Origin of the sequence: Streptomyces sp. So13.3, assembly GCF_005860785.2 — a bacterium.
Lineage (GTDB): Bacteria > Actinomycetota > Actinomycetes > Streptomycetales > Streptomycetaceae > Actinacidiphila > Actinacidiphila fildesensis.
Genome location: NZ_CP048835.1, coordinates 4,604,705 through 4,630,897 on the forward strand (window position 1 = coordinate 4,604,705; position 26,193 = coordinate 4,630,897).

25 protein-coding genes are annotated in these 26,193 nt (G+C 70.4%); 11 read left to right on the forward strand and 14 right to left on the reverse strand.

Going from position 1 to position 26,193, the window contains the following annotated elements; all coding sequences use genetic code 11:
* Window positions 1-158 precede the first annotated feature (158 nt).
* Window positions 159-2,000, forward strand: a complete 1,842-nt coding sequence (locus C8250_RS20650) for a phosphatidylglycerol lysyltransferase domain-containing protein (protein ID WP_244809232.1) — start codon at window positions 159-161, stop codon at window positions 1,998-2,000.
* A 93-nt stretch (window positions 2,001-2,093) separates the two neighbouring features.
* On the opposite strand, the gene folE is transcribed toward C8250_RS20650, so the two are convergent.
* The 6 genes from folE to dacB all read right to left on the reverse strand — a co-directional run bounded on the left by folE (window position 2,094) and on the right by dacB (window position 9,547).
* Window positions 2,094-2,699 carry a GTP cyclohydrolase I FolE gene (folE, locus tag C8250_RS20655; RefSeq protein WP_138355881.1) on the reverse strand — a complete coding sequence of 202 codons (606 nt, stop codon included), beginning with the start codon at window positions 2,697-2,699 and terminating at the stop codon, window positions 2,094-2,096.
* A 147-nt stretch (window positions 2,700-2,846) separates the two neighbouring features.
* Window positions 2,847-4,922, reverse strand: a complete 2,076-nt coding sequence (gene ftsH / locus C8250_RS20660) for an ATP-dependent zinc metalloprotease FtsH (RefSeq protein WP_138355880.1) — start codon at window positions 4,920-4,922, stop codon at window positions 2,847-2,849.
* Between the two features lie 239 nt (window positions 4,923-5,161).
* A complete protein-coding gene (gene hpt / locus C8250_RS20665; protein ID WP_138355918.1) occupies window positions 5,162-5,701 on the reverse strand; it encodes a hypoxanthine phosphoribosyltransferase in 540 nt (179 codons plus the stop codon).
* A gap of 35 nt (window positions 5,702-5,736) precedes the next feature.
* Window positions 5,737-6,732 (reverse strand): tRNA lysidine(34) synthetase TilS, encoded by a 996-nt coding sequence (tilS, locus tag C8250_RS20670; protein ID WP_138355879.1) that lies wholly within the window; start codon window positions 6,730-6,732, stop codon window positions 5,737-5,739.
* Between the two features lie 144 nt (window positions 6,733-6,876).
* Entirely contained in the window at window positions 6,877-8,037 is a 1,161-nt protein-coding gene (locus C8250_RS20675) for a zinc-dependent metalloprotease (protein ID WP_138355878.1), read from the reverse strand.
* Window positions 8,038-8,137: 100 nt separating this feature from the next.
* Window positions 8,138-9,547 carry a D-alanyl-D-alanine carboxypeptidase/D-alanyl-D-alanine-endopeptidase gene (gene dacB / locus C8250_RS20680; RefSeq protein WP_138355877.1) on the reverse strand — a complete coding sequence of 470 codons (1,410 nt, stop codon included), beginning with the start codon at window positions 9,545-9,547 and terminating at the stop codon, window positions 8,138-8,140.
* Window positions 9,548-9,634: 87 nt separating this feature from the next.
* On the opposite strand from dacB, the gene C8250_RS20685 reads away from it, so the two are divergent.
* Entirely contained in the window at window positions 9,635-10,138 is a 504-nt protein-coding gene (locus tag C8250_RS20685) for an inorganic diphosphatase (protein ID WP_138355876.1), read from the forward strand.
* Between the two features lie 70 nt (window positions 10,139-10,208).
* Here C8250_RS20685 and C8250_RS20690 read toward each other — a convergent pair whose 3' ends face one another.
* Window positions 10,209-11,876 (reverse strand): threonine/serine exporter family protein, encoded by a 1,668-nt coding sequence (locus tag C8250_RS20690; protein ID WP_138355875.1) that lies wholly within the window; start codon window positions 11,874-11,876, stop codon window positions 10,209-10,211.
* Between the two features lie 98 nt (window positions 11,877-11,974).
* Window positions 11,975-12,679 carry a VTT domain-containing protein gene (locus C8250_RS20695; protein WP_138355874.1) on the reverse strand — a complete coding sequence of 235 codons (705 nt, stop codon included), beginning with the start codon at window positions 12,677-12,679 and terminating at the stop codon, window positions 11,975-11,977.
* A 256-nt stretch (window positions 12,680-12,935) separates the two neighbouring features.
* Here C8250_RS20695 and C8250_RS20700 point away from each other — a divergent pair, with 256 nt between their 5' ends.
* Complete coding sequence (locus tag C8250_RS20700; RefSeq protein WP_138355873.1) at window positions 12,936-14,294, forward strand: ABC transporter ATP-binding protein; 1,359 nt, start codon at window positions 12,936-12,938, stop codon at window positions 14,292-14,294.
* A 106-nt stretch (window positions 14,295-14,400) separates the two neighbouring features.
* Window positions 14,401-14,766: a YbjQ family protein gene (locus tag C8250_RS20705; protein WP_138355872.1), complete on the forward strand. Its 366-nt coding sequence runs from the start codon at window positions 14,401-14,403 to the stop codon at window positions 14,764-14,766.
* Window positions 14,767-14,859: 93 nt separating this feature from the next.
* Here C8250_RS20705 and C8250_RS20710 read toward each other — a convergent pair whose 3' ends face one another.
* On the reverse strand, window positions 14,860-15,618 hold the full coding sequence (locus C8250_RS20710; protein WP_138355871.1) for a MerR family transcriptional regulator: 759 nt from the start codon (window positions 15,616-15,618) through the stop codon (window positions 14,860-14,862).
* A gap of 99 nt (window positions 15,619-15,717) precedes the next feature.
* Here C8250_RS20710 and leuE point away from each other — a divergent pair, with 99 nt between their 5' ends.
* Both leuE and C8250_RS20720 read left to right on the forward strand, forming a co-directional pair.
* The gene (gene leuE, locus C8250_RS20715; RefSeq protein ID WP_138355870.1) at window positions 15,718-16,386 is read left to right on the forward strand and encodes a leucine efflux protein LeuE; all 669 of its coding nucleotides are present in this window, start codon (window positions 15,718-15,720) and stop codon (window positions 16,384-16,386) included.
* A 145-nt stretch (window positions 16,387-16,531) separates the two neighbouring features.
* Window positions 16,532-17,938, forward strand: coding sequence for a glutamate decarboxylase (locus C8250_RS20720; RefSeq protein WP_138355869.1), 1,407 nt, complete (start codon window positions 16,532-16,534; stop codon window positions 17,936-17,938).
* 114 nt (window positions 17,939-18,052) lie between these two features.
* On the opposite strand, the gene C8250_RS20725 is transcribed toward C8250_RS20720, so the two are convergent.
* Window positions 18,053-18,319 (reverse strand): hypothetical protein, encoded by a 267-nt coding sequence (locus C8250_RS20725; protein ID WP_138355868.1) that lies wholly within the window; start codon window positions 18,317-18,319, stop codon window positions 18,053-18,055.
* Between the two features lie 188 nt (window positions 18,320-18,507).
* Here C8250_RS20725 and C8250_RS20730 point away from each other — a divergent pair, with 188 nt between their 5' ends.
* The 4 genes from C8250_RS20730 to C8250_RS20745 all read left to right on the forward strand — a co-directional run bounded on the left by C8250_RS20730 (window position 18,508) and on the right by C8250_RS20745 (window position 20,413).
* Window positions 18,508-18,750, forward strand: coding sequence for a hypothetical protein (locus tag C8250_RS20730; protein WP_138355867.1), 243 nt, complete (start codon window positions 18,508-18,510; stop codon window positions 18,748-18,750).
* The gene (locus C8250_RS20735) at window positions 18,722-19,237 is read left to right on the forward strand and encodes a DUF6879 family protein (protein WP_138355866.1); all 516 of its coding nucleotides are present in this window, start codon (window positions 18,722-18,724) and stop codon (window positions 19,235-19,237) included. The genes C8250_RS20730 and C8250_RS20735 overlap by 29 nt, the downstream gene beginning before the upstream one ends.
* Before the next feature lie 26 nt (window positions 19,238-19,263).
* Window positions 19,264-20,112 carry a helix-turn-helix transcriptional regulator gene (locus C8250_RS20740; RefSeq protein ID WP_138355865.1) on the forward strand — a complete coding sequence of 283 codons (849 nt, stop codon included), beginning with the start codon at window positions 19,264-19,266 and terminating at the stop codon, window positions 20,110-20,112.
* A gap of 64 nt (window positions 20,113-20,176) precedes the next feature.
* Window positions 20,177-20,413 (forward strand): hypothetical protein, encoded by a 237-nt coding sequence (locus C8250_RS20745; protein WP_138355864.1) that lies wholly within the window; start codon window positions 20,177-20,179, stop codon window positions 20,411-20,413.
* 377 nt (window positions 20,414-20,790) lie between these two features.
* On the opposite strand, the gene mreB is transcribed toward C8250_RS20745, so the two are convergent.
* Window positions 20,791-21,819 carry a rod shape-determining protein MreB gene (mreB, locus tag C8250_RS20750; RefSeq protein ID WP_138355863.1) on the reverse strand — a complete coding sequence of 343 codons (1,029 nt, stop codon included), beginning with the start codon at window positions 21,817-21,819 and terminating at the stop codon, window positions 20,791-20,793.
* Window positions 21,816-22,298 (reverse strand): hypothetical protein, encoded by a 483-nt coding sequence (locus C8250_RS20755; protein ID WP_138355862.1) that lies wholly within the window; start codon window positions 22,296-22,298, stop codon window positions 21,816-21,818. Before C8250_RS20755 ends, mreB begins: the two co-directional genes overlap by 4 nt.
* Window positions 22,299-22,536: 238 nt before the next feature.
* Between C8250_RS20755 and C8250_RS20760 the strand changes: the two genes are divergently transcribed.
* Entirely contained in the window at window positions 22,537-24,216 is a 1,680-nt protein-coding gene (locus tag C8250_RS20760; RefSeq protein WP_244809234.1) for a SpoIIE family protein phosphatase, read from the forward strand.
* Between the two features lie 94 nt (window positions 24,217-24,310).
* Here the strand turns inward: C8250_RS20760 and C8250_RS20765 are convergent, their stop codons facing one another.
* Window positions 24,311-25,588: a M23 family metallopeptidase gene (locus tag C8250_RS20765; protein ID WP_138355861.1), complete on the reverse strand. Its 1,278-nt coding sequence runs from the start codon at window positions 25,586-25,588 to the stop codon at window positions 24,311-24,313.
* Between the two features lie 266 nt (window positions 25,589-25,854).
* A complete protein-coding gene (locus tag C8250_RS20770) occupies window positions 25,855-26,070 on the reverse strand; it encodes a dodecin (RefSeq protein WP_138355860.1) in 216 nt (71 codons plus the stop codon).
* Between the last annotated feature and the right edge of the window lie 123 nt (window positions 26,071-26,193).

Sequence of the window (26,193 nt, forward strand, 5' to 3'; positions counted from 1 at the left end):
TGACGGAACCTAAGGGCCTTCCTTCGCGTCCTAGAGGGCGCAAATTGTTCATTACGAGAGCTGTTTGCGGAACATATCCCGCAATGTTGGGGCTTGGTGACCCATGTCTGTACAGGTAGATGGAGAACTCGGCTTCCGGGTTCCCTGGGCAGGTGCCCGTGTCTACTGATCGCGCAAACGCCGGCACGCGGCGTCCGCGGTTCCTCCGCTCCTCCTCCGTCCCCTCGGTCGTCGGTACCGCCGGGGCCGTAGTGGGGCTGCTCGACGTCGTCTCCGGCGTGTTCCCCGGTTTCCGCAACGGCCGGATGCACCACATGGCGATGGTCTTCCCCGGCACCATGAGTTCGCTCGCGGCGGCCGGGTCGGTCGTCACCGGCATCCTGCTGCTGATGCTGGCTCATGGCCTCAAACGCGGGAAGGTGCGCGCCTGGTGGGCAGCGGTGCTGCTGCTGCCGACCGGTGCCGCGACCCAGTTGGTGTACCGGCACTCGGGCGTCGGCGCGATCGTCTCGCTGGGACTGCTCGCGCTCCTGATCGTCCACCGGGCGCAGTTCAACGCGCTGTCGGACCCGCGCACCCGCTGGCGGGCCGCGGCCAACTTCGTGCTGCTCAGCGTCGTCGCGCTCGCGCTGGGGCTGCTGATCGTCAGCGCCCACCCCCGCGTCGAGATGGGCGATCCCAGCCTGATCGAGCGACTGCAGCACGTGCTGTACGGGCTTTTCGGTTTCGAGGGCCCGGTGAGCTATACGAGTGACCGGGCCTCGGACGTCGTGGCCTACTCGCTCGGCGGGCTCGGCTTCCTGATCGCCGGCACCACCGCGTATCTGATCCTGCGTCCGGCACGGCCGGTCGCCGAGCTCAGCGGTGCCGACGAGGACCAGCTGCGCGAGCTGCTGGCCAAGCACGGCGCCCGCGACTCCCTCGGCCACTTCGCACTGCGCCGCGACAAGAGCGTGGTGTTCTCACCGAGCGGCAAGGCCGCCGTCTGCTACCGGGTGGTGTCCGGGGTGATGCTCGCCAGCGGCGACCCCATCGGGGACGTCGAGGCCTGGCCGGGCGCCATCGAGCGCTTCATGGAACTGGCCCGGGCGCACGCCTGGATCCCGGCGGTCATGGGCTGCAGCGAGACCGGCGGCGAGGTCTGGACCCGCGAGACGGGCCTGGACGCGCTGGAGCTGGGCGACGAGGCGATCGTGCGCACCAGCGCCTTCACCATGCAGGGCCGCGCGATGCGCAACGTCCGGCAGATGGTGAAGCGCATCGAACGGTCCGGCTACGTCTGCAAGGTGCGCCGGGTCCGCGAGCTGTCGGACGCCGAGCGCGAGCAGGTCCGGCTGGCCGCCGACGCCTGGCGCGGCACGGACACCGAGCGCGGCTTCTCCATGGCGCTCGGCCGGTTCGGCGATGTCGAGGACGGCGACTGCGTGGTCGTCACCGCCCACAAGGAGCGGGAGGACGGCGTGGAGTCGCCGCTGGGCGACCTGCGGGCCGTGCTGCACTTCGTCCCCTGGGGCAAGGACGGCATGTCGCTGGAGCTCATGCGGCGCGACCGCAGCGCCGACCCGGGGCTCAACGAGCTGCTGATCGTCGAGGCGCTGCAGCACGCACCGGAGCTGGGCGTCGAGAACGTCTCGCTCAACTTCGCGATGTTCCGCTCGGCGCTCGCCCGCGGTGAGCGGATCGGGGCGGGTCCGGTGCTGCGCGGCTGGCGGGGACTGCTGGTCTTCCTGTCGCGCTGGTTCCAGATCGAGTCGCTGTACAAGTTCAACGCGAAGTTCCAGCCGGAGTGGGTGCCGCGGTTCCTGGTGTTCCGCAACTCCCGGGACCTCCCCCGGATCGGCTTCGCCGCCATGCAGGCGGAGGGCTTCGTCACTCTGTCGCTGCCGCTGCCGGACGCGCTCCAGCGGTTCCTGCCGGGCCGGGCCAAGCGGGCCGCGCACAGCGCGCCCGGCTACGCCAACAGCTCGGAGCCGGAGCGGGTGGTCAAGATCGTCGCCTGATCGCTCCGTGACCACTGGTCACCACGGAAACCGGCCGGCCCCCTGTCATCAGGGGGCCGGCCGGTTTCGTCGTGCCCAGCGCGGCAGCCGGTCTCAGCGGCCGATGATCAGGCTCATCGCCTCGGAGCGGGTCGCCGAGTCCCGCAGCTGGCCGCGCACCGCCGAGGTGATGGTCTTCGCACCCTGCTTGCGCACCCCGCGCATCGTCATGCACATGTGCTCGCACTCGATGACGACGATCACGCCGCGCGGCTCCAGGATGCGCATCAGCGAGTCGGCGATCTGGGTGGTGAGCCGCTCCTGGACCTGCGGGCGGCGGGCGAACACATCGACCAGCCGGGCGAGCTTCGACAGCCCGGTGATCTTCCCGCTGGCGGCCGGGATGTAGCCGACGTGCGCGACCCCGACGAACGGCACCAGGTGGTGCTCGCAGCTGGACATCACCTCGATGTCCTTCACCAGCACCATCTCGTCGTGCCCGAGGTCGAACGTCGTGGTCAGGACGTCCTCCGGCTCCTGCCAGAGGCCGGCGAATATCTCCTTGTAGGCGCGGGCCACCCGGCTCGGTGTCTCCCGCAGGCCCTCCCGGTCCGGGTCCTCGCCGACCGCGATGAGGAGCTCGCGCACAGCGGCCTCGGCGCGCTTCTCGTCGAACTCACCGATGGCCCCCTCGCCATCCAGCGTCACCGGGTCGGTCATCTGTGCCTCGTTCCTCGTGCGGACCTGCAGAACCTGATGTGCGGGCAAAAGCGGAAGGCCGCGCCCCCAAGGCTAAAACCTTGGGGACGCGGCCTGCATTCCGGGATCACCTTCGCCGGCCGGCTGACGCCGACCGGTTTCCGGTGGTCAGCTGTCGGTACCGCTGCCCGAGTCCTCGGGAAGCTCCACCGTCTCGGTGGCCTTCTCGATGGCCGGGGTGGCGGTGCTGCTGCCGTTGGCGGACTGGCTGCCGTTGGTGAGCGCCAGCTCCTTCGGCGAGAGCACCGGCGGGCGGGTCGACGGCGTACGCCGCGAGGACCCGGTCCACGCCGGACGCGGCGGGCGCCTGACGATGGCCTTGAAGATCTCGGCGATCTCCTCCTTGTTCAGCGTCTCCCTCTCCAGGAGCGCCAGAACGAGGTTGTCGAGAACGTCGCGGTTCTCGACCAGGATCTCCCACGCCTCGTTGTGCGCGGTCTCGATGAGCTTCTTGACCTCTTCGTCGACCAGCCCGGCGACCTCTTCCGAGTAGTCGCGCTGGTGACCCATGTCACGGCCCAGGAACGGCTCCGCGTTGTCCGAGCCGAACTTGATCGCGCCGAGCCGCTCGGTCATCCCGTACTGGGTGACCATCGCGCGCGCCGTCGCGGTCGCCTTCTCGATGTCGTTCGAGGCGCCGGTGGTCGGGTCGTGGAAGACCAGTTCCTCCGCCGCCCGGCCGCCCATCATGTAGGCGAGCTGGTCGAGCATCTCGTTGCGCGTCGTCGAGTACTTGTCCTCGTCCGGCAGGACCATCGTGTAACCGAGGGCCCGGCCGCGGGAGAGGATCGTGATCTTGTGCACCGGGTCGCTGTTCGGAGAAGCCGCCGCGACCAGGGCGTGTCCGCCCTCGTGGTACGCGGTGATCTTCTTCTCCTTCTCGGACATGATCCGGGTCCGCTTCTGCGGTCCGGCCACGACCCGGTCGATCGCCTCGTCGAGGGTCTCGTTGTCGAGCAGCTTGCGATCCCCGCGGGCCGTCAGGAGCGCGGCCTCGTTGAGCACGTTCGCCAGGTCCGCGCCGGTGAAACCGGGGGTGCGGCGAGCGACGGCCCGGAGGTCGACGTTCGGAGCGACCGGCTTGCCCTTGGCGTGGACGTTGAGGATCTCCAGCCGGCCCATGAGGTCGGGGCGGTCCACGGCGATCTGCCGGTCGAAGCGGCCCGGGCGCAGCAGCGCCGGGTCCAGGATGTCCGGCCGGTTCGTGGCGGCGATCAGGATGACGCCGCCCTTCACGTCGAAGCCGTCCATCTCGACGAGCAGCTGGTTGAGCGTCTGCTCGCGCTCGTCGTGACCGCCGCCCATACCGGCACCGCGGTGCCGGCCGACGGCGTCGATCTCGTCGACGAAGACGATCGCCGGAGCGTTCGCCTTGGCCTGCTCGAACAGGTCACGGACACGCGAGGCGCCGACACCCACGAACATCTCGACGAAGTCGGAGCCCGAGATCGAGTAGAACGGCACGCCCGCCTCACCCGCGACAGCACGGGCCAGCAGGGTCTTACCGGTACCGGGCGGCCCGTAGAGCAGCACGCCCTTGGGGATCTTGGCGCCGACGGCCTGGAACTTCGCCGGCTCCTGCAGGAACTCCTTGATCTCGTGGAGTTCCTCGACCGCCTCGTCCGCCCCGGCCACATCCGCGAACGTGGTCTTGGGGGTGTCCTTGGTGATCAGCTTGGCCTTGGACTTCCCGAACTGCATGACGCGGGATCCGCCGCCCTGCATCTGGTTCATCAGGAAGAGGAAGACCACCACGATCAGCACGAACGGCAGCAGTGACAGCAGAATGCTGACGAACGCGTTCTGCTTGGACGGCGAGACGGTGTAACCGTCGGGCAGCGTGCCGCCCGCGTCCGCCGTGCCGTCGACCTTCTTCTGGAGATCAGCCGCGATGGCGGTGCTCTGGTCGGCGCTGACGTAGCTCGCCTTGAGCTTGGTGCCCAGGTCCTTACCGCCGACCTTGGCACCGTCGACGAGCTCGACCTTGATCATCTGCTCGTCGCCGGTGGTGATCTCCGCCGACTTGAGAATGTTGTCCTTGCTGTGGATCGCTTGCACGACCTGGCCGGTGTCCACCGTCTTGTAGCCGCCGGAGGAGCCGACGACCTGCATGAGGACGACCACGGCGATGACAGCCAGCACGATCCACATGACTGGCCCACGGAAATAGCGCTTGACGTCCATCCATGCGGGGCGCGGACGCCCCGTCCCTCCTGCCACAGTGAGGCAGCGCGGCTCGATGGCCGCGCGCACATCCGGTGTATGACCCGACCTTCGGACGGTACCTCAGCATTGTCCACCGAGGCGGCCGCCAACCGTTAACAATCCCGGCTTCCCCTGCTCCAACGGCGGGAAACGGTGCGGGGTTCCCCGTTGTCGGCACGGGCTGCGCCGAACGGGGACATCTTCGGACGAATCGGGCGTCAGCCGCCGTATACGTGCGGGGCGAGTGTTCCGACAAATGGGAGATTGCGGTACTTCTCGTTGAAATCGAGTCCGTAACCGACGACGAATTCATTGGGAATGTCGAAGCCGGTGTACTTCACATCGATCTCGACCTTGGCCGCCTCCGGCTTGCGCAGCAGCGTGCAGACCTCCAGGGAGGCCGGGCCGCGCGAGCCGAGGTTGCTGATCAGCCAGGACAGCGTCAGACCGGAGTCGATGATGTCCTCGACGATCAGCACGTCGCGGCCGGCGATGTCGGTGTCGAGGTCCTTGAGGATGCGGACGACGCCCGAGGACTTCGTGCCGGCGCCGTAGGAGGACACCGCCATCCAGTCCATCGTCACGTTGGTGGACAGCGCGCGTGCCAGGTCCGCCATGACCATCACCGCGCCCTTGAGCACGCCGACGATCAGCAGGTCCTTCCCGGCGTAGTCCTTGTCGATCTTCGCGGCAAGCTCGATCAGCTTGGCGTCGATCTCTTCCTTGGTGATGAGCACCTTTTCGAGATCGGTGCCCATGTCGTTCTCGTTCACCTGTTTTGGTTCCTCAAGGTCTACGACGGTGAGAAGAACAGTCTGCCATTGCGCCGACGGGCCTCGACGCCGCCCGGCAGGTTGAGACCTTTCTGCCCGCGCCAGTCGGTGACCAGCCGGTCGACCTCCTCGATATGGCGGGCGAACAGGAATCCGGGCGGGGAACCGGCCGCGATGACCGCGCGGCGCAGGATCCGGCGGCGGACGGCGGTCGGCAGGACGTACAGCCGGTCCGCGTCCAGGGTGCCGTCGCCGTCGGCAACATCACGTTCTGCGGTGGCCGCCCACTGGTCCAGGGCGTCCGCGTCGTCACGGGAGAGCTGGGCGGTGCGGGCCAGTGCCTCGATGACGCCCTTGCCGAGGGACTTCTCCAGCACCGGCAGCGCCTCGTGGCGGACCCGGGAGCGGGTGTACGCCGGGTCGTGGTTGTGCGGGTCCTCCCACACGTCGATGCCCTGGGCCAGGCAGCCCTTGCGGACGGTGTCGCGGTCGAGCAGCAGGAACGGGCGGCGGTAGCGGCCGCCGGCGCCCGATACGGCGGCCATCCCGGACAGCGAGCGGGTGCCGGAGCCGCGGGCGAGGCCGAGCAGCACCGTTTCCGCCTGGTCGTCCCGGGTGTGGCCGAGCAGGACGGCGGCGGCGCCGCGGGCGTCGGCGGTGGCGTCCAGCGCGCCGTAGCGGGCGTCACGGGCGGCGGCTTCGGGTCCGCCCTGGCGGCCGACGGTGACACCGACGGCGTCCACGGGGTCGAGCCCGAGGCCGCGCAGGCGCGCGGCGACTTCGAGGGCCCGGCCGGTCGAGCCGGGCTGCAGCCCGTGGTCGACGGTGACGGCCCCGGCGCGCACGCCGAGCTTGGGGGCCTCGAACGCGAGGGCCGCGGCGAGCGCCATGGAGTCGGCGCCGCCGCTGCAGGCGGCGAGGACGAGGGGGTTGGGGGCGGGGGTGGCGATGAGGACGTCGTGAAGTACGCGGCGGACCGCCAGGCGTATCGCGGCGACCGTGGGGTGGGGACCCATGTCCGGTTCCCTCCTATGGAGGCTGTGAGGGTGATAACGCAAAGTAGCTAGATGGTGACAGAAGCTGGGGCAGTACCCGAGCATCGCACGCCTTACCCTGCGCTTACGGTCCCTCGGACGGGTGAACCGGGAGGCGTTGGGTGGTCACGAATCGCTACGGCGGTGCACCCTTGCGACCCATTCCGCCGGTTTGGCGATCTCCGACTTCGTCGGGAGCGTGTTCGGCGACGTCCAGACGCGGTTGAAGCCGTCCATGCCCACTTCGTCCACGACGGCGCGCACGAAACGCTCGCCGTCCTTGTACTGACGCAGCTTCGCGTCCAGCCCCAGCACCTTGCGCAGCACCTGGTCCATCCGGCCCGCGCCGCTGGCGCGGCGCTGCTGGAACTTCTCCCGGATCTCCGCGACGGACGCCACGACATCGGGGCCGACGCCGTCCATCACGTAGTCCGCGTGGCCCTCGAGCAGCGACATGACGGCGGTCAGCCGCGCGAGGATCTCCCGCTGGGCGGGGGTCTGGACGAGATCGACGAGGCTGCGGCCCTCGTCGGCCTCGTCCTCCTCCTTCGCGCCGCCGCCGGCGGCGAAGGACTGGGCGGCCTCCCGGAAGCGGTCGATGACGGTGGAGGCGTCCATCTCGGTCTCGCCGAGGAATGACTGGATCTCGCCCTCGATGTGGTCGCGCAGCCACGGCACGGCGGTGAACTGCGTGCGGTGCGTCTCCTCGTGCAGGCACACCCACAGCCGGAAGTCGTGCGGATCCACGTCGAGTTCCCGCTCGACGTGGACGATGTTCGGAGCGACGAGCAGCAGCCGGCCCGCGCGGGGCTCTCCCGGGCCGGGGACGACGGGGCCGGCCGGCAGCTCGCGGGTGGCCGGGGCGAACGTCTCGTACTGGCCGAGCACCCGGGACGCCAGGAACGACAGCAGCATCCCGACCTCGACGCCGGTGACCTTGCCGCCGACCGTGCCCAGCGCCATCCCGCCGATGCCGCCGGGGCGGCGGTCCTGCATCTTGCCCAGCAGCGGCTTGAGGATCTCCCGGAAACCGGCGACGTTCGCCTTCACCCAGCCGACCCGGTCCACGATCAGCACGGGCGTGCCGTTCGTCTGCGCCTCGGCGTCCCCGTACATGCGGGTGAACCGGCGCACGTGCTCCTCCGAGGAGCGCGCGTGCTTGCGCAACTCGGCCACGATCGCCCGCGCCTCGTCCCCGCTGACCTCAGGTCCCGGCCGCATCAACCGCTGTGCGGTCGCCACTGCGAGATTCCAGTCGACCATCTCGGCACCACCGATGCTCGTCATGCCTTCACGGTACGTTGCCGCCCCCGCTTTGGGGGTCGGATAACGCCCGGGGTCCGGGGGCGCGGCCGGGACGGGGGCTGAGAAGGGGCTGGGGCGGGGCTCAGCAGCCGCAGGCGGCGAGGGCGGACGCCAGCCGGTCGAGGGCGGATTGGGCCGCTGTCGCGGACGTGGTGCCCTGGGTGAGGAACGCGAAGGTGAGCAGCCGGCCGTCGGCTGCGACCACCGTGCCGGTGATGGCGTTGACGCCGGTGAGGGTGCCGGTCTTGGCGCGGATCAGGCCGGCGCCGGAGGCGGGGCCGCCGCGGAACCGGTCGGAGAGGGTGCCCGAGAAGCCGGCGACCGGCAGGCCGGTGAGGATCGGCCGCAGTTGGGGGTGCCGGGGTGACGCGGCCAGCGCGAGGAGCCGCGCGAGCTGTTCGGCGGACAGCGCGTCGGCGCGGTTGAGGCCGCTGCCGTCGGTGAACTTCGCCCCGGCCAACGGCAGGCCGAGCCGCCCCAGGGCCGCGGCGACCGCCTGCTGCGCGCCGCTGAAGCTCGCGGGCAGGTGCGCGGCGATCGCGGTCTGCCGGGCGAGGGCCTCCGCGATGTCGTTGTCGCTGTTGGTCAGCATCCGTTCGACGAGCGAGGACAGCGGTACGGAGGCGGCCTTGGCGAGCTGTGTGCCGGACGCGGCGGCGGGCGTCCTGGCGGGGGTGCCCGTCACCTTGATGCCGCGCGCCCGGAGCAGCTTCGCGAAGGCGGTGGCGGTGTCGGCGGCCGGGTCGGTGGAGCGGTCGGCGGGGCCGTGGTCGCTCGTGTCGAGGCGCCCCTCGTTGAGCATCAGCGAGGTGACCGGCGCGATGTTCTCGTTGTTGCGGCCGATCGGATGCTGGACGGGGCCCGAGTAGAGCGAGAGGTCGTAGCCGAGCGAGGTGGCGGTGGTGCCGCGCGCGGTGAGGGCGCGCGCGGTGTCGTCGGCCAGGGTGCGCAGCGCGGCGGCGGTGAGGGTGGGGTCGCCGCCGCCCACGAGCACGGTGCTGTGCGGCCCGGTCGCCAGCACGGTCGTGGATATCCGGTGGTCCGGGCCGAGTACGGACAGCGCGGCGGCGGCCGTCGCGATCTTTATCGTCGAGGCCGGCACGGACGGGGTCGCGGCGCCGGAGCCGTACAGCAGCTTGCCGGTGGCCGCGTCGATGACGGCGCCGGTGCGCAGTGTGCCGAGGGCCGGGTCGCGCAGCAGCGGTGCGAGCCTGGCCGCGAGCGCCTGCTGGGTGGGGAGCGTTCCCGGGTCGGCGGCGGGCGCGGTGAGCACCTTGGCGGCGGGCGGGGCCGCGGCCTCGGCGGGCGGCCGCCGGCGCGACCCAGGGGCGCTGCGGCTGTCCGGGTGGTGACCCCGGGAGGCGGCGGCCGCCCGTTCCGCCGTACGCTGGCCCGACTCCCACGGTCCGGCCACGGCCACCGCCGCGAAGGAAACGGTCAGTCCGACTGCGGCCGACCCCGCCACTACCTGCCATGTTCTGGCGTCCGGCACCCCCGACCAGCCCCTTTCGCGACCACACACCTGCGTGGGAGACACTTAACCACCAGAAGTATGTGCTGATCATGGAGGAGTAGGGCCTTGGAGTTCGACGTCACGATCGAGATCCCGAAGGGTTCCCGGAACAAGTACGAGGTGGACCACGAGACCGGTCGTATCCGCTTGGACCGCCGGCTCTTCACCTCGACCAGTTACCCGGCCGACTACGGCTTTGTCGAGAACACCCTCGGCGAGGACGGCGACCCGCTGGACGCGCTGGTCATCCTCGATGAGCCGACGTTCCCCGGCTGCCTCATCAAGTGCCGCGCCGTCGGTATGTTCCGTATGACCGACGAGGCGGGCGGCGACGACAAGCTGCTGTGCGTGCCGGCGTCCGACCCGCGCGTGGAGCACCTGCGTGACATCCATCACGTATCGGAGTTCGACCGCCTGGAGATCCAGCACTTCTTCGAGGTCTACAAGGACCTGGAGCCCGGCAAGTCCGTCGAGGGCGCCAACTGGGTCGGCCGTATCGAGGCCGAGGCCGAGATCGAGGCGTCGTACAAGCGCCTGAAGGACTCGGGTCAGACCTTCCACAGCCACTGACACCCAGAACGACCGGACGCCGGGCGGGCCCTTCACGGGCACGCCCGGCGTTCGCGCGTTCCACCGCCGCTCAGAAGCCTCGGGTGCGCTTGGCCGCGCGCCGCCGGGCCGGGTCGGCCGAGCCCGGGGTCTTGAGGAACATGCGGGCGATCTCCCCGCCGAGGTTCACACCGATGGCGACGGCGAGGGCGAGCGCCGCGGCCTTCGTCAGGGAGGCGAACCCCTCCGACGTGTGGTTCTGGGTGAAGGCGAGCAGCCCGAAGTACGTCGCGGAGCCGGGCAGCAGCGGGCCGATCGCGGCCGTGACGTACGGCAGGACCGACGCGTACCGGTAGCGGGCCATCAGCTGGCCGAAGAGGCCCACCAGGCCGGCGGCGGCCGCGGTGGCGACGACGGGGTTGGCACCGAGCTGCTGGTGGAGCACCCCGTAGACCGTCCAGGCGACCCCGCCGTTGAGCATGGCGAGCAGCAGCACACTGCGCTCGCACTGCAGCAGCACCGCGAAGGCGAGGGTGAGGGACATCGCGGACAGCAGCTGCACCCAGGGATGGTCGTAGGCGCGCAGCGCCTGTTCCGGGTTGAGGTCGGCGCCCAGCCGCACCCCCGCGTACAGCACGATCGTCACGCCGAAGACGATGCCGACGACGAGGTACATGACCTCCAGCAGGCGTGCGGACGCGGTGATGTAGAACCCCGTCAGGCCGTCCTGGACACCGGCCACCAGGGCCCGCCCGGGCAGCAGCGTGAACAGTCCACCGGTGATCACCGCGGACGCCTGGAGGTCGGTGGCGCCCGGCAGGTGGTCGGCGTAGAGGTTGACGACGATGCCCATCGCGGCGGCCGGCATCGCGGCGGCGGCGAACTGGTAGAACTCCGGCAGCCCGCGTCCGGCGCAGAGCCAGGCCAGCCGGTCGCCGAGCATCGCGGCGAGCGCCGCCGCGAAGAAGATCAGCGGACCACCGCCGACCAGGATGCTCGCCGAGCCGGCCAGCAGCCCGGCGGCGCCGGTCAGCACCCAGCCGCTGTACGGGTGCCGGTTACGGCGGATGGTGGCGAGCCGGCCGTAGGAGTCCTCCAGCGTCGCCTCGTGCGCGGTGATGTCGTCCACAAGCTGGAAGACGGCCGCCAGCCGCGTGTAGTCGGTGCCCCGGCGGCGCACCGTGCGGCTCGCGCTGACCGGCGGCTCGACGAGGGACGGCTGGTACGAGATGCCCAGCAGCGTGAACGTGACCGTGGGTTCCACGCGGGCCAGGCCGTAGGCGTGCGCGACGCCGAACATCGCCGCCTCGACGTCCTCGGCGCCCTCACCGCCCGCGAGCAGCAGCTCGCCGATGCGCAGGGTGAGGTCGAGCACACGGGGCACCGGCGGCCCGGACTCCGGCTTGTCCGCGGGCAGCTCCGGCACCGGACGCTCGGTGACGGGCATCCGGACCAGCTCGCGCATCCGGTCCTGCCAGGGGACGACGCCCTTGGTGAGCCGTATGACGGGGATCCCGTCGGGGGGTGTGAACGCGTTCCCGGCTCCGCCGTGACCGGCGCCGTAGGCGGCTGAGGAGACGGGCGCGGTGAAGGCGGAGCCCTCCGCCTCGGGGCCGGCCGGCAGCTCCACGCCGGTCGGCGCGGCGAACTCCGAGGTCGTCGAACTGTCGGATTCCGGGGCAGGCGGCAGCGGTACGCCCACGGGCGGGGTGAACTCCGACCGCGATTCGTCCGAGTCCGGCTTCTCTTCGTCCGACACGTTGACCGACCACCTCCGGTGATCAGTGTGCAGGGCGCACGGCACCCACCGCGATTCCCGCCCCGATCACCGCACCGGCGGCGGACGCCGGCCCTCCGCTACTTGGCCCGGTGACGGCCGCCCCGGCCGGCGGTGCCGACGGGCGGCGGAGGCAGGTCGGCGGGGGGCCGGGGGCCCTCCTTCTTCGACTTCGCGCGGGCCCGGAGGAACTCGATGGCGATCGGCACGACCGAGACCAGCACGATCGCGACCAGGATGAGCTCGATGTTCTTGTGGACGAACTCGATCTGGCCGAGCCAGTAGCCGAGGAGGGTGACGCCGCCGCCCCAGAGCGTTCCGCCGATGATGTTGTAGGTGACGAAGGTCCGGTAGTTCATGCGGCTGACGCCGGCGATGATCGGCGTGAACGTGCGGACGATCGGCACGAAGCGGGCCAGCACGATCGACTTCGGACCGTGCTTCTCGAAGAAGGCGTGCGCCTTCTCGATGTTCTCCTGCTTGAAGAGCCGGGAGTCCGGCCGCCGGAAGAGCGAGGGTCCGACCTTGCGGCCGAAGAGGAAGCCGACCTGGTCACCGACGATGGCGGCGACGATGATCAGCACCGTCACCAGCCACAGCGGGGTCTTGAGGGTGCCGCCCGCGACCAGGAGTCCGGTCGTGAAGAGGAGCGAGTCCCCGGGCAGGAAGAATCCGATCAGCAGGCCCGACTCTGCGAAGACGATCAACAGCACGCCCCACAGGCCGAACGAGTTGATCAGGTGGTCGGGATCGATCCAGCTGGGGCCCAGGGCAATGTTGGTCACCGTTTAAAAGTACCAACCGAATCGTTGCGCCCCCTGTGCGTGACGGCCGGGCGCCATCTGTGCGTGACAGCCGGCCCCCGTCCGTGCGGACTCCGTGACGGGTCGGTGAAAGATCGGCGTCGTAGAGATCGCGCCAACCGTCTTGGCCGAAACGTTCCCCAACGCAGGGGCGGTGCATTACGTTCTCCGCAACGCCACGCGTGCACCACTGGCAAGTCTCCTGTCGCAGCATCTGAACCTTCTGGCGGATCCTGTTATGACGCGCGCCATCTCCCTGCACGATCTTTCGAAGACCTACCCCAAGCAGCCCGCCCCGGCGGTCGACCGGTTCTCCCTGGAGATCCCCCCCGGCGAGTTCCTGGTGCTGCTCGGTCCCTCCGGCTGTGGCAAGTCCACCGTGCTGCGCATGATCGCCGGGCTGGAGGACATCAGCTCCGGGGAGCTGATGCTCGACGGCGAGTACGCCAACAACCTCGCGCCCGGCGACCGCCGGATGGCGATGGTCTTCCAGAACTTCGCGCTGTACCCGAGCATGACCAGCCGGCAGAACATCGGGTTCCCGCTGCGCTTCGAGATGCCGGGCGAGGACCAGAACCCGCGGGTCGAGGAGACCGCGCGGATCCTGGGCATCGAGGAGATCCTGGACCGCTACCCCGGGCAGCTGTCCGGCGGCGAGCGGCAGCGGGTCGCGATGGGCCGCGCCATCTCCCGGCATCCGTCGGTGTTCCTGATGGACGAGCCGCTGTCGAACCTGGACGCCAAGCTGCGCTCGCATCTACGCGCCGAGATCGCCCGGCTGACCCGCGGCATGGGCGTCACCACCGTGTATGTGACGCACGATCAGGCGGAGGCCATGTCGCTCGGCGACCGCGTCGCGGTCATGCGCGGCGGGGTGCTGCAGCAGGTCGGCAGCCCGCGCGACACGTACCACCTGCCCGTGAACGTGTTCGTCGCCGCGTTCATCGGGACCCCGCGGATCAATCTGCTGCAGGCCACGGTGCTGGCGCCGCTGGGCGGCGGCATGTGGATCGACTTCGGGCGGCAGCGGCTGGGACTGCCGGAGCCGCTGAGCCTGGACCACCAGATGCTCCGCATCCAGCAGGGCCGCGACATCATCGTCGGGCTGCGCTCCGAGGCGGTCCGGATCGCGGCCCCGAGCAGCGCGCACGCGGGCGAGGTGGTGCTCAGCGGCATCGTCGAGCAAGTGGAGTACCAGGGGCACGAGTGCCTGGTGCATCTGAACACCGGCGCGAAGCCGGCGGTCGTGCCGGAGCTGGAGGCGCCCCGGCTGCCCGCCCAGCGCACCCGTTCCGCGGCCCGGCGGGCGGCCGCCGGCCCCGGCGGGCTGGGGAAGCTGGCGCGCAAGGCCGCCGGGCGGTTCCCGGGGCTGCTCCAGGAACCGGACAGCGCGGGCGCGGTCAAGGTGCTGGACCCGCCGCCGGCCGACCGCGCGGAGCAGCCGACCGGCGACCTGGTGGTCCGCACCGGACCCGACATCCGGGTCCGGCCCGGGGACCGGGTGCCGCTGCTGGTGGACCTGGCGCACCTCTACGTCTTCGACAACACCGGCCGCCGGATCTGCCCGGCGCCCGCGGAACAGCCGCGACTGGAGTAGTGCGGGGCGCGACCGGAGTGGTCCGGCGTCGCGACTGGAGCAGTGCGGCGTCGCGACTGGAGTAGTCCGGGGTGCGGCGGGCGCCCGCAGGGGTGACCGTTCCCTCATGGGTATCGATGATTTCGGCGGCGGCCAGTCAGAGCACTCCGACGTCCTGGTGGTGACCACGAACGAAGCGCCCGGCTACCGGGTCGAGAAGGTGATCGGCGAGGTGTTCGGGCTGACCGTGCGCTCCCGGCACATCGGGAGCCAGATCGGCGCCGGGCTCAAGTCGATGATCGGCGGCGAGCTGAAGGGTCTGACGAAGACCCTGGTGCAGACCCGCAACCAGGCGATGGAGCGGCTCGTCGAGCAGGCCCAGGCCCGCGGGGCGAACGCCGTGCTCACCATGCGCTTCGACGTGACCGAGGCGGCCGACGTGGGCACGGAGGTGTGCGCGTACGGCACCGCGGTGGTGCTGGTGCCGGTGTAGCCGCTGGTCTTGCGGCAGCGGGCTGTAGCCGCTGCGCTTACGGCAGCGGGTGCAGCCGCTGCTCCTACGGCCGAACGCCGTCGGACGTTGCCGTCAGACGTTGCGGACGGCGTTCGCCAGGATCGCCTCGCGGAGGTACCCGGCCAGGCCGGGGCGGACGGCGTCGTAGGTGGCGGTGAAGCGCGGGTCCGCGATGTACATCTCGGCGAGACCGACGTGGATCTCGTAGCTGCAGTCGTAGTGGAAGCGCCGGATCTGTTCGCGGTGCTCCTCGGCGAGGTCCATCGCCGGGACGGAGTCCGGCTCCGCGCCGGAGTCCATCAGCGCGACGAACCGCCGGTTGAGATCGTCGGCCTCGTTCCTGATCCGCAGCCAGTCCTCCTTGGTGTACGAGGCGGCCCGGCGCTGCGACTCGGCGTACGCGTCGGTCCCGCCCCAGCGGCGTTCGGCCTCCTCGGCGTACCGGTCGGGGTCGTGGTCCCCGAAGACCTCGAACTTCTCCTCGGGTGTGAGGTTGATGCCCATCTTCTTCGCCTCCATGGCTCGTTCCACGGCGGCCGCCATCTCGCGGAGCCGGGTGATCCGGTCGGTCAGCAGCCGGTGCTGGCGGCGCAGGTGCGCCGAGGGGTCGGCGGCCGGGTCGTCCAGCAGGGTGGCGACCTCGTCCAGGGGGAAGCCGAGCTCCCGGTAGAAGAGAATCTGCTGCAGCCGGTCGAGGTCGGCGTCGTCGTACCGCCGGTGGCCCGCGTGGCTGCGGCCGCCCGGGGAGAGCAGCCCGATCTCGTCGTAGTGGTGCAGGGTCCGCACGGTGATGCCGGCGTAGCCCGCGACCTCTCCCACGGAGTAGCCCATCGCTTCCCCGCTCCTTCCCTCTGCCGCTGCCCTGCCGCGCTTCCGGGGTCCACCGTGACGCCTCACGTCGCGTGAGGTGCAAGTGGCACACTTGTTCGCATGCTCGGGATAACTGATCTTTCTACGTACCTGGCGGGGCTGGCCCTGATCATCCTGCTGCCGGGGCCGAACTCGCTGTACGTGGTGTCGGTGGCGGCCCGGCTCGGGCCGCGCACCGGCTACCGGGCGGCGGCCGGGGTGCTGTGCGGCGACACCGTGCTGATGACGCTGTCGGCGGGCGGGGTGGCGTCGCTGCTGCAGGCCAGCCCGCTGGCGTTCACCGTGGTCAAGTTCGCCGGTGCGGGCTATCTGACCTGGCTCGCGGCGGGCATGCTGCGCGGGGCCGTGGCGCTGTGGCGCGGGCGGACCGAACGGAGCGCTGCGGCCCCGGGCGGGGACGGCGCGCCGGCGAAGCAGGAGAAGGCGGAGCGGCCGTTCCGCCGGGCGCTGGTGGTCAGTCTGTTCAACCCGAAGGCGATCCTGTTCTTCGTCGCGTTCTTCGTGCAGTTCGTCGACCCGGGGTACGCGCACCCGGCGCTGTCGTTCCTCGCGCTCGGCGCCTGGGCCCAGCTGTTCAGCTTCACCTATCTGACGGTGCTCATCTTCAGCGGCACCTACCTGGCGGCGGCCTTCCGGCGGCGCCGGCGGCTGACGGCGGGGCTGTCGGCGGGCGCGGGGGCACTCTTCCTGGGCTTCGCGGCGAAGCTGTCGCTGGCCGGCACGGTCTGACCGCGCGGGAGGGGCGTGGGTGACCTCTTCCTGACGGGCGGGACGGCCACGGGCGCCGTATCGTCCCGATGGGAACCCGTTGAGGAGGCACCATCATGAGCACTCCCGTGAACGCCGCCGTCGTCCGCTGCCCGGCCACCGTCTGATGGCGCTGCACAAGGGAGCCGGGGACTCCCGTCCGCTCGCGGTCAACCCGTTCTTCTACGGCGACGCCGACCCTGTCGGCAGCATGCGCACCGCGCCGCCCAAGCACCGGCTGCCGGACGGGCCGATGTCGCCGCACACCGCGTACCAGCTGGTCCATGACGAGTTGATGCTCGACGGGAACTCACGGCTCAACCTGGCGACGTTCGTCACCACGTGGATGGAGCCGCAGGCCGATGTGCTGATGGTCGAGTGCCGCGACAAGAACATGATCGACAAGGACGAGTACCCGCGCACCGCCGAGCTGGAGCGCCGCTGCGTGGCGATGCTCGCCGACCTCTGGAACGCGCCGGACCCTGAACAGGTCATCGGCTGCTCGACGACCGGCTCCTCCGAGGCGTGCATGCTCGCCGGCATGGCCCTCAAGCGGCGCTGGGCGAACCGCAACGCGGACCGCTATCCGGCGACGGCCAGGCCAAACCTCGTCATGGGCGCCAACGTGCAGGTGTGCTGGGAGAAGTTCTGCGCGTTCTGGGAGGTCGAGGCGCGCCTGGTGCCCGTCCAGGGCGACCGGCTGCACCTGGACGCCGAGTCGGCCGTGGCGCTGTGCGACGAGAACACGATCGGCGTAGTCGCCGTGCTCGGATCCACCTTCGACGGATCGTACGAACCGGTCGCGGAGATCTGCGCGGCCCTCGACGCGCTCCAGGAACGTACCGGCCTGGACGTACCCGTCCACGTGGACGGCGCGTCGGGCGCGATGGTCGCCCCCTTCCTCGACGAGGACCTCATCTGGGACTTCCGGCTCCCCCGCGTCGCCTCGATCAACACCTCGGGCCACAAGTACGGGCTGGTCTACCCCGGCGTCGGCTGGGCGCTCTGGCGCGACCACGACGCCCTCCCCGAAGAGCTGGTCTTCCGCGTCAACTACCTCGGCGGCGACATGCCGACCTTCGCCCTCAACTTCTCCCGGCCGGGCGCGCAGGTCGTGGCGCAGTACTACACGTTCCTGCGCCTGGGCCGCGACGGCTACCGCGCCGTACAGCAGAGCAGCCGCGACGTGGCGATGTCCCTGGCCTCCCGCATCGAGGCGCTCGGCGACTTCAAGCTGATCACCAAGGGCGACCAGCTGCCGGTCTTCGCCTTCACCACCACCGGTGAGATCAAGAACTACGACGTCTTCGACGTCTCCCGCCGCCTCCGCGAAAGTGGCTGGCTCGTCCCCGCCTACACCTACCCGGCGGACCGCGAGGACCTCGCCGTCCTGCGCGTGGTCTGCCGCAACGGCTTCTCCGAGGACCTCGCCGACCTCCTCGTCGAGGAACTCTCCCGCCTCCTCCCCGAACTCCGCCAACAGGACGGCCCCCTGGACCGCCCGGCAGCGGAGGCAACGGCGTTCCACCACTGAGGGCGGGGGGCGCCGTTCGCCGGCCGGGTTGTGGTTCAACCTGCCCGGCGATGGGGCGCGCCCGCTGAGTTCAGCGGACCTTCAGTGGACCGTTACCGTGATTCCGGACTCGGCTTAGGAAGCCGGGTTGTCGGTGCTGAAGGCCTGCGCCAGCCACTCACTGACAGCGCGTCCGCTCTGTTCGACGAGCTCCCTCCGCTCCTCGGCATCCTCGACGCCCGCCAAGTGCGTCGCCAGCGCCTCGTCGAGCGCGTCACGTGCAGTCCCCGCGTAGTCCGTCACGAGATCACCGGCAACGGGCGGATCCACGAGGCTCAGCACCCAGTGAACGCTGCGCTCGGCAGGGACAACGAATCCATGCATGGACCTCGGTTGGCTCATGTCCGCGAGCATAGGAGTCCCTCCCGGCTATCCACGCGGATCCCGTGGCTCCGGCATCGGCTGTCCGAGGAACTCCTGCGTGGCTGCTCCGTCCCAAGAGCGTTGCAGCGAGGCTTTCTTGACGAGTGTCAGCGTTGGAGGTGATGGTGGTGCAACCTGAAGCAACCCATCATGCGCGGGAGTCCGACATGGATCTTCAGTTCATCGGCATGGACCCTGAGACCGACACCGACCACTGCCCCACCGTGTGGGTGGATGCGGAGGGGGGCGACTTGGTACTGCAGGGCTGGAAGGCCGACGACGCGACCGAGGCGAAGTGCCAGGAGACCGGTTCGCTGCCCGACTACGAAGCGGTGATTCGGATTCCGGCGCGCATGGTGCCGTTGCTGAGAAGGGCATGCGATGACGCAGAACGTTCCGCCCTTCGCTGATCTGCTGGCCGCCTGTGAGCGGTCGGCCGTTCATCTGGAGATGCGCGACGCCTACGGCGACAATGAGCGCTTTGCGGCGTGGCGGGCGGGGCACCGGACCAACTGGGAGGATCGCGCATCCTGGTGGCAGCCTTTCCACGCGACCATCTCCGATGCGGTGGCGCGAGGTGTTGAGATCCGCCGGGCCCGGATCGTTTCGGAACCTGTTTCCGAGTACATCCGCTGGGAGCACTACGTAACGACTGCCAACGTTGCGGCAGGCGAACAGGTGCGTTGGATTCCGCGTCGGATGACTACGGATCTACTTCTGCCAGGAAACGATTTCTGGGCATTCGATGGGAAACTCCTGCGAGTTCATCACTTCTCCGGCGATGGTGCCGTAGTGGAAGACGAGCTGGTTGATGATGTGAGCGTGGTGGGCCTGAACGCATCCGCATTTGAGGAAATCTGGAAGCGGGCCGTTCCGCACGAAGAGTTCGCCGTCTAGAGAAATTTTCAGGCAGATACCGGATCATGTCACCATCTCCCTCCTCCAGTGTCCGAGCCGCCCGTGAAGCCCTCGCCGCCCGCCTGCGCGAGATCCGGCTGGATGCCGGAATCACGGGGCGGGAACTGGCAGTACGCGCCGGCTGGAGCGAGTCGAAGTCGTCGCGGATTGAGAATTCCAGGACGCCACCATCGGATGCAGACATTCGTGCCTGGTGTCGGGTCTGCGACGCCGAAAATCAGTCGGCCGACCTTATTGCCGCGAATCGTACGGCCGACTCGATGTACGTGCAATGGCGGCGAGTTCAACGTACCGGACTGAGTCGGGCCCATGCGGCGAGCATCCCGCTGTACGAGGAAACGCAGCATTTCCGTGTCTACTGTTCGAACGTCGTGCCGGGATTGTTCCAAACTCCGGAGTACGCGACCGCGCTGCTGTCATCCATCGTCGCGTTTCGCGGGACTCCGAACGACGTGGCTGATGCCGTAGCGGCGCGGATGGCACGGTCTCATGTCATCCGAGAGGGCGACCACCGGTTCGCCGTTCTGGTCGAAGAGTCGGTGCTGCGATATCGGGTCGGCGACCCGGAGGTGATGGCAGGTCAACTCGGTCATCTCATAGCGGTGATGGCGCTGCCAGCTGTCTCCCTGGGCGTGATTCCCTTCACGGCCAGGCGTGACATCTGGCCGCTGGAGACGTTCTCGGTGTTCGACGACCGGCGGGTGCACATCGAGTTGTTGTCGGCCGCCGTGACCGTCACCGAGCCAGGAGAGGTCTCCCAATACGTCGACGGATTCAGCGAGTTGGCTGCGATCGCTGTGCATGGGGCTGCCGCAAGATCGCTCATCACTGCGGCGATCGACGCTCTCAAGTGAACTGAGATGCAAGTCGCTGCAAGGACGTAGAGGGCGATGAGCCGCTGTTCCTAGCGTGGTGTCCATGGCAGCGGCGAACTTCTGCGAGGGCGAGTACGTGACCGATGAGGCCGGGGATCTGGGACCCGGTGTGGTGGTCAGAGATCTGGACGGCGGACTTCTGCGCGTGCGCTTCGAGCACTACGAAGCAACCGTGAACACGAACCGTCTGCGTCCGGCGACCGATGATGAGACGCGACGTGTGACGGCGACGGAGGAACACCGTACGTCGACGGGCTCCGAGCGGAACGGGGGCCGCTAACCATGTGGGCCACACAGCCGGGCGTTAGCGCACTGTCCCCGCCTCCGGCCAGGGATCGCTACATCACGATGTGGTCTGCCACGCGCCACCGATACGTGATCGCCGACCGGGTCATGCGCGACGTCTGCGCGCTGCCCGACGCCGATGGCGTGTGCCGGGTTCTGGTGTTCATGACCGATGCGGTCGCTACCGCGTATCTGCAGGGCTGCTACCAAGTGTGGGGGGAGCGACCGAAAATGGGGCGCCGGCATCCCGCTCCACTTCCGCGTGAACGCTGAGACTCCGGTCCCCTGATCCGGCTGCGGCTGTCGGCCGGCTGCCCACCCCGGACGTGGTGCAGGCAGCCGGCCGGCGCTCACTCGCGAACGACTACGCGCTCACGCGCTCAGCGGTGCCAGGGCCATCGGGCGGACGCGGCCCTCGATCATGGCGCCGAGGCCCTGGACCGCGCAGACGTCCGGGCGTTCGGCGATGGTGACCGGGATGCCGGTGGCGTGGCGGAGCATGGCGTCGAGGCCGGGCATCAGGGCGCTGCCGCCGGCGAGCATGATGCCGCGGTCGGCGAGGTCGGCGACCAGGTCGGGGGGGCAGCGGCGCAGGACGGTGCCGATGGCGTCGAGGACCGCGGTGAGCGGGGTGCGCATCGCGTGCCGGACGCCGTCGGTCTCGACCAGGACGGTGCGGGCGAGGCCGCTGACGACGTCGCGGCCGTAGACCTCGGTGCTGTCGAGGGTCGGGCCGGTGGTGCCGAGCACGTGGTGCAGCGGGCGCACGGACTGGCTCGGGAGCATCAGCTCGTGCTGGCTGCGCAGGTGCTGCACGACCGCGTGGTCGATGGCGTCGCCGCCCACCGGCACGGTCTCCGCCGCGACGATCGAGCCGAGCGACAGGACCGCGATCTGTGTAGTGCCGGCCCCGCACACCACGATCATGGTGGCCTCGGGGTGTTCGACGGGCATTCCGCAGCCGACCGCCGCGGAGATCAGCGTGTCGACGAGTTCGACCCTGCGGGCGCCGAGCCCGAAGAGCGTCTCGGTCGCTGCGCGCTGCGCGAGCGGGTCGCTGCCGTTCGGCATGCAGACGGCGGCGCGCACCATCGGCGCGCGGCGCCAGGACTTGCGCAGCTTGTCGCCGAGGAGGTGCTTCAGCATCCGCTGGGCCATGGCGATGTCGACGATGGTGCCGTTCGACACCGGCCGCACCACGCGGATGTGCTCCGGGGTGCGCCCGGCCATCTGCTCGGCGCGGGCGCCGACCGCGATCAGCGCGCCGGTCCTGATGTCGACGGCGACCACGCTGGGTTCGTCGACGACCAGACCGGTGTTCCTCAGGTAGACGCGGGTCCTGGCGGCCCCGATGTCGAAGGCGACCGAGCAGCGGCGGAGTTGGTCGAGGGTCGGGTTCACAGCAGCGCCTCCGCGTCGTCGGTGGGGCGGTAGCTAGCGAGGGCCCAGATGACGAAGACGTCGATCGCGATGAGCGTGATCGCCCAGACGGGCTGGTAGGGCAGGAACATGAAGTTCGCGAAGATGCTCAGCGAGGCCAGGGCGATACCGGTGACCCGCCCCCACGCGGAGCCCGTGAGCACGCCGTAGCCGACGACGACCGCGATGACGCCGATGATGAGGTGGATCCAGCCCCAGGACGTCAGATTGAAGCGGAAGGCGTAGGCCGGGGTGGTGAGGTACACGTCGTCCTTGGCGATGGCGACGATGCCCTGGAGGATCGCCAGCACACCGGAGACGAACAGCATGATGCCGGCGAAGACGGTGCCCCCGGCGGCCAACCCGTTGGCGGAGGAGTCGGCCGGTGGGCGGCTGCCGCCCCAGGCACCCCCCTGCGGTGTGGGTGGCGGTGTGGACGCGGTGGGTGAATCCTGGCTCACAACGGGCTCCCGAGATCGCGACGACGAGCGCGACGGGAGCATTGATCATGAAACTCCCGCCTTAAAGACAAAAGGATCAGCTGCCCGGAAAGGTCCCGCCACCGGAGATGGGCCGTCCGGGGGGTGCGGCCCGCTCCGGGCCGCCAACGGATGCGCATTCCGGCCCGTCGGCCCACGATGGATGGTGGCTGGGCCGTCCTGCCTGCGGTGACGGACTGACGGCGAGGGAGGCGGACGCGTGCACCCTGACGCCGACGCGGACTCGAACGTCATCCTGCGCGGAATCCTGGAGGGCACCTCGGCCGGCGTGGGCATCCTCGACCCCGGTATGCGCTACGTGTACGTCAACCCGGCGCTGGCCCGGATCAACGGCGTGCCCGCCGAGGCGCACCTCGGCCGGACCATCGCCGAGGTCCTGCCCGGCATCGACAGCCGCGAGGACGTGCTGCGCGCCGTACTCGCCGACGGGCTGCCGCGCGAGGTGACGTCCAGCGGGCACACCCAGGCACCGTCCGGGCTGGAGCGGCGGTACTGGCACGGCGCCTACCACCGGCTGGTGGCGGAGGGCGTGGTGATCGGCATCGTCGGGATCGTGCTGGAGGTGACCGCCTCGCGGCAGCAGCAGCGCGATCTGGAGCAGGCCCGCGAACGGCTCACCCTTCTGGACGCCGCCGCCACCCGCATCGGCACGACGCTCGAAATGGACGCCACCTGCGGGGAGCTCGCGGACTTCCTGGTGCCGCTGCTCGCCGACGTCGCCTCCGTCGAGGTGCTGCCGGTCACGCAGGGGGAAGGCAGCGGCCGCCCGGCGCCCGGGTCGCTGCGGATGCGCAGGACCGCGCTGTCGTCCGTGCCGAGGCTGCGGGAGCGCGTGCAGGTGTTCGGCGTGCCGGGGGAGTACGTGGACTACCAGGCCGGCTCCGCCATTCCGCGCTGCCTGGAGACGGGCAAGCCGCTGATGCAGAACCTGCTGTCCGACGAGGATCTCGTCCGGGCGGCCCCCAACACCGAACGCGTCGCCGCGTACCGGGCGGCGGGCATCCACTCCGCGCTCGTCGTCCCCCTCGCCGCGCGCGGCCAGCCGATCGGCACCGTGACCCTGGTGCGGGCCGGGGACTCCCCGGGCTTCACCGCCGAGGACGTCGTCGTCGCCCAGGACCTGGCCCGCCGGGCGGCCATCAGCCTCGACAACGCGCGCCGCTTCACCCGGGAGCACGACATCGCGCTCGGGCTGCAGAGCGCCCTGCTGGCGGAGCCCAGCAGCCCGCACCCGAACCTCGAGGTGGCGTCCCGCTATCTGCCGGCCGGCAGCAGCGCGCTGGTCGGCGGCGACTGGTTCGACGCGGTCCAGCTGCCGGGCGGCAGAACGCTGCTGGCGATGGGCGACGTCATGGGGCACGGCGTGGAGGCGGCCGTCGACATGAGCCACTACCGCGCGATGCTGCGGGTCGTCGCCGCCGACGACGAGCCCCCGAACCGCATCCTGGAGCGGCTCGACGCCCTCATCGCCTCGACCGAGTCGGGCCGCCCCGCCACCTGCATGCTCGTCCTGGTGGATCCGCCGCGCGGCTTCACCTGGTACTCCAGCGCCGGCCATCTGCCGCCCGCCGTCCTCGGCCCGGACGGCAGCGCCGACCTGATCCGCGTCCCCGCCGGCCCGCCGCTGGGCACCGGGTTCGGCGGCTACACGCTGGCCAGGGGCCGCTGCAGCCCCGGCTCGGTCCTGCTGCTCTACACCGACGGCCTCGTCGAGCGCCGGGGCGAGGACATCGACGTTTCCCTGGCCCGGCTCGCGGCACTGCGGCTGACCCCGGAGGGCAGCCTGGAAGAGCTCCTCGACCAGGTGCTGGAGCGGCTCGTCGACAGGGCCATGGAGGACGACGTGGCGGTGCTGGTGGCCCGGGTGGTCACGTCGTAGCGCGGTGGCTGCGGTAGCCGCGCCCGTCAGTGGGCTTCAGCCGGCTTCAGTGGGCGGGGGCGGTGGCTGCGGTAGCCGCGCCCGTCAGTGCGCTTCAGTGGGCTGGAGTCGTGGGGATTGTGGAGACCGGAGGGACCGCGGCGACCGGGGGCGTTGACGGGCTGGTCACGGCGGGGGCCGGCGGCGCGAGGGTGATGGCCGGGGCCGTGGGTAGCTGGGTGACGGCGGGGGCCGTGGACGGGGCTGCCACGGACTGGAGGCGCACGCCGTGCTCGCGCAGCCACGGCACGGGATCCACCCCTGACCCCAGCTCGGGCGTCACCCGCACCTCGAAGTGCAGATGCGGACCGGTGGAGTTGCCGGTGCTGCCCGACAGCGCGATCTGCCGGCCCGTCAGCACCCGCTCACCGACCTTGACCTGCATCAGCGACAGATGCGCGTACTGCGAGAAGTACCCGTTGCCGTGCCGCAGGACGATCTGGTTGCCGAACCCGTCGCCGCACGTCGTCCGGACGACCGTTCCGGCCCCCACCGCGCGCACCGGAGTGCCCTCCGGCACGGCGAAGTCCTGGCCGGTGTGGCGGTTCGCCCAGTGGTCGCCGGGCGCGTCGAAGCCGGCGGACAGGGTGTAGTGGTCGACGGGCGCGATCCAGGGGGCGCGCACCCGGATGGCGGTGCCGGGCGACGGCATCTCCTCGGGGATCGCGTGCGCGCACTCCTGCGGGGAGGCCAACCGGGCGGATCTGGCGGCCTCCAGCCGCCGCAGCAGTTCGCGGGCCCGTGCCAGCTTGGCCGTGATCTCCTTCTGGAGCCCGGCCTCGCGCGCGGTCTGCTCGTCCAGCTCCCCGAGCGCCCGGTCGGCCGCGGTCCTGTCCCGTCGCAGATGGGCGGTCGTCGTCGCCACGGTGCTGAGCAGCGCCGTCACGGCCTCGTCGCTCTTGCGGAGCCGCCCCATCCGGTCGAGCAGCTCCTCGGGGGAATCGGACAGCATCAGCGCGGCGACGGCCGGCAGCCCTCCCGAGCGGTACTGCAGCCGGGCCAGCAGGCCGATGCTCTCGTGCAGCCCGTCCATCTTCCGCTGACCGAGCGTCACCGACCGCCGCAGCCGGACGGCCGTGGCCCGCTGCTTGTCCGCGGCCCGCCGGGCCTTGTCGTACGCGGTGGTGGCGTCGGCGGCCTGCCGGTACATGGTGTCCACCTCGGCGGACACGTCCCCGAGCCGGTCGTCGGCGCGGGCCTGCCGCCCACCGAGGGAACCGTGCGCGGGATCAGGCAGGAGCGGCAGGACCGGCAGCGCCGTCAGCAGTCCGGCGCAGAGCAGGACGGCGAGCGACCTGACGGCCGACCCGCGGACGGACGCGGTTCCTGGCATCGGAGGATCATCGCGCCACGACCGCCGCCCGCGCCCGCTGGACACGCCGCGGGCCGTCCGCTCTCCGCCGTTCGGCCGGTACCGCGAAGGCGCGTCACCGAGGATGGTTACTTTCCGTGGTCAAGGCAGACAAACTGTTGTCTCCGTGGCCGTCGCCGGATCCCGGGACGGTCTCCCGGTGGCGGTCACGGCCCTGTCGTCCTCCCGCGCCCGCCCGCGCCCTTCCCTGCTGCCCGGCGCTCTTCGGTGTCTCCTCGCCGCTTGCGCTATTCGGAGTCCTCCAGCCGGAATCCGACCTTCAGCCCCACCTGGTAGTGCTCGATCTCGCCGTCCACGATGTGGCCGCGCACCTGGGTGATCTCGAACCAGTCGAGAGCGCGGAGCGTCTGCGACGCCCGGTGGATCCCGTTGCGGATCGCGGCGTCGATGCCTTCGTGCGAGGTGCCCACGATCTCGGTCACGCGGTACGTACGGTCGGTCATGGCGTTCTCCCGGCGTAGTGAGGGGCGGTGGGGGGCGGCGTGTACGTTCCGTCCTTCCGTCCACGGTGCCCGAAGGGCCGCCACTCCGCATTCCCGCAAAAGCGGACATAAGATCATGTACTC